Source organism: Caballeronia sp. (genome assembly GCF_049581465.1).
Classification (GTDB): domain Bacteria; phylum Pseudomonadota; class Gammaproteobacteria; order Burkholderiales; family Burkholderiaceae; genus Caballeronia.
In genome coordinates this window covers 1-2,740 of the sequence record NZ_JBAUSA010000357.1, presented here as the reverse complement: position 1 = coordinate 2,740, position 2,740 = coordinate 1, and the positions used below count along the sequence as shown (strand labels likewise).

The following is a 2,740-nucleotide window of genomic DNA, read 5'->3' as shown; positions in this document are numbered from 1 at the left end:
GACACGAGCGGCGCGGTCACGTCCGCGACGACGAAGCCACCGCGCGCCACCGCCTGGATAAAGCCGTCCGATTCCAGGCGAATCAGCGCTTCACGCAGGGAAGGACGCGACACGCTGAGTTGCTCGGCGAGCTCGCGCTCGGCGGGCAGGCGCTGGCCGGGCAACAGGGCACCGGTCGTGATGAGTGCCCGGATCTGGTCGGACACGACATCGGCGATGCGCACGCGGGTGTAGGAATGAACGGGTCGAAACGGCATGAACGCTTTTAAGAATGGGACCGTCGAAAACCGCTCGCGGTCACCTGGAAATTCGCCTAGTTTGACATGAAAGCGCACAAACTTTAAAGTCTTGGTCAGACCAAGCTGACCAAGTTGACCAAAGGTCCGCGAAACGTTCCTTTCGAGACAATCCCCGATCCGATGAAAGTCGCCCTGTTCGTTCCCTGTTTTATCGATGCGTTCTATCCCGAAGTCGCCATCGCCACGCTGGAATTGCTCGAACGCCTGGGCGTCGACGTGGCGTATCCCGAAGAGCAAACCTGCTGTGGCCAGCCCATGGCCAATAGCGGCGCGGTTAAGGACGCGGCCGGCACGGAGCGCGTGTTCGCCCGTAATTTTGCCGACTACGATTATGTGGTCGGGCCATCGGCTAGCTGCATCCATCACGTGCGGGCGCATATGACCGCGATCGAGCAGACCGCCGCCGTGCGCAAGGTCAGGGCTGGCGCGTACGAACTCGTTGAATTTCTCCACGATGTCCTGAAGGTACGCGAATTTCCGTGGGCCGAATTTCCGTATCGGGTGGGATTGCACAATAGCTGCAGTGCGCTCCGGCATTTGCGCGAGGCGTCGGCATCGGAAATATCGGAGGTGCCGTTTTCAAAACCGCGTGCATTGCTCGAGAGCGTGAAGGGCATCGAGTTCGTCACGCCCGCGCGCCCCGACGAATGTTGCGGCTTCGGCGGCACATTTTCTGTGACGGAGGAAGCGGTATCGGTGCGCATGGGACAGGACAAGGTCCGCGATCACCTGGGTGCAGGCGCGCAATATATTGTTTCCGGCGATATGTCGTGCCTGATGCACCAGCAAGGCTGCGCGGACCGGTTGAAACTCAATGCGCGCTTCATCCATATCGCGCAGGTGTTGAACGGAGCACGCTCATGAGCGCTCCCACGAAGGGCAAGAGCAAGCGCATCGATCACGCGAAAGCAGCGGGCGCGTTTATCGCGAAAACGGACCATGTCGCCTTTCACGACAAACGCCTGTGGGACCTGCGAGGCAAGCGCGATGCCCAGGCGCACGGCATGCCCGAGTGGGAAACCCTGCGCGATCTCGCGTCGGGGATCAAAGAACACACGCTCTCCCATCTCGCCGATTACCTGGAACAGTTCATCACGCAAGCGGAGGCCAATGGCGTAGTCGTGCACTACGCGGCCACCGCCGAGGAACATAACCAGATCGTGCACACGCTGATGACCGAGCGCGGCATGACGACGCTCGTCAAGAGCAAGTCCATGCTCACCGACGAATGCGCGATGCGCGCATACCTCGAACCGCGTGGCATCACGGTCATGGAAACGGACCTCGGCGAGCGCATCCAGCAACTGGACGGGCAGGAGCCGAGTCACATGGTCGTGCCGGCTGTACACAAGCTGCGCGCCGATGTTGCCGAGCTTTTTGGCCGCACGATCGGCACCGATGCCGCCAATAGCGACATCCACTATCTGGCCGAAAGCCAGCGTATGAACACGCGTCCGTATTTCGTGCGGGAGAAAACGGCGGGCATGACGGGCTGCAATTTCGCGGTCGCGGAGACCGGCACAGTCGTGGTGTGTACTAACGAAGGCAACGCGGATTTATCGGCGAATGTGCCGCCGTTGCATATTGCGTCGATCGGTATCGAGAAGGTGATCCCGAAGATTTCCGATCTCGGCGTGTTCGTGCGCATGTTGTCGCGCAGTGCGCTGGGCTCGCCGATCACGCAATACACCTCGCATTTCCGCGCGCCGCGACCAGGCACCGAGATGCATTACATCCTGGTCGATCACGGCCGCTCGGAGCGGCTCGCGATGGAGGATTTCTGGTTCTCGCTCAAATGCATCCGGTGCGGCGCGTGCATGAACACGTGCCCGGTGTATCGGAGGAGCGGCGGGTTGTCGTACGGCGGCACGTATTCGGGGCCGATCGGCGCGATCATCAATCCGACCTTCGATCTCAAACGCTACAGCAGCCTGCCGTTTGCGTCGACGCTCAATGGCAGTTGCACGAGCGTCTGCCCGGTGCGCATCAACATTCACGAGCAGATCTACAAGTGGCGCGAAGTCATCGCGGCCCAGCACGAAGTGCCGTTCGTGAAGCAGGAAGTGCTGAAAATGGCGGGGCGCCTGCTCGCCAGTCCGACGCTTTATCGCGGCACGGTCGCCTCTCTTGGCGGCGCGCTAAAGCGGCTGCCGAATTTCGTGTTGTATAACCCGCTGAACATCTGGGGAAGGCAGCGGGACTTGCCCGAAACCCCGGTCGAAACGTTCCACGACTGGTACAAGAAAAATCGCAAGGAATCCAAATGACATCGCGCAATGACTTTATCGCGAAGATTCGCGCGGCCCAGCCAGCGGGGCGGCCGCGACCCGAGGTGCCGCTCTTCGATACCCCGCCCGGCGAACGCCTTGAGCGCTTTCGCACGGCGTTGGCCGCGATGGGCGGGACGGTGGTCGAAGCGACGTCGCTCGATACGGTACGTG

3 protein-coding genes are annotated in these 2,740 nt (G+C 61.2%); 2 read left to right on the top strand and 1 reads right to left on the bottom strand.

The features are described 5' to 3' along the window. Positions 1-257: FadR/GntR family transcriptional regulator (locus WCA53_RS08905; RefSeq protein WP_423908128.1), on the bottom strand; the 257-nt coding region annotated here is incomplete at its 3' end. A gap of 162 nt (positions 258-419) precedes the next feature. Between WCA53_RS08905 and WCA53_RS08900 the strand changes: the two genes are divergently transcribed. Both WCA53_RS08900 and WCA53_RS08895 read left to right on the top strand, forming a co-directional pair. Further along, on the top strand, positions 420-1,163 hold the full coding sequence (locus tag WCA53_RS08900; protein WP_423908126.1) for a (Fe-S)-binding protein: 744 nt from the start codon (positions 420-422) through the stop codon (positions 1,161-1,163). Continuing rightward, on the top strand, positions 1,160-2,566 hold the full coding sequence (locus tag WCA53_RS08895; RefSeq protein WP_423908123.1) for a lactate utilization protein B: 1,407 nt from the start codon (positions 1,160-1,162) through the stop codon (positions 2,564-2,566). Before WCA53_RS08900 ends, WCA53_RS08895 begins: the two co-directional genes overlap by 4 nt. Positions 2,567-2,740 lie beyond the last annotated feature (174 nt).

Bases quoted from the DNA above. Each gene is read 5' to 3' on its own strand.
- WCA53_RS08900 (WP_423908126.1), top strand. From the start codon at position 420: ATGAAAGTCGCCCTGTTCGTTCCCTGTTTTATCGATGCGTTCTATCCC.
- WCA53_RS08895 (WP_423908123.1), top strand. From the start codon at position 1,160: ATGAGCGCTCCCACGAAGGGCAAGAGCAAGCGCATCGATCACGCGAAA.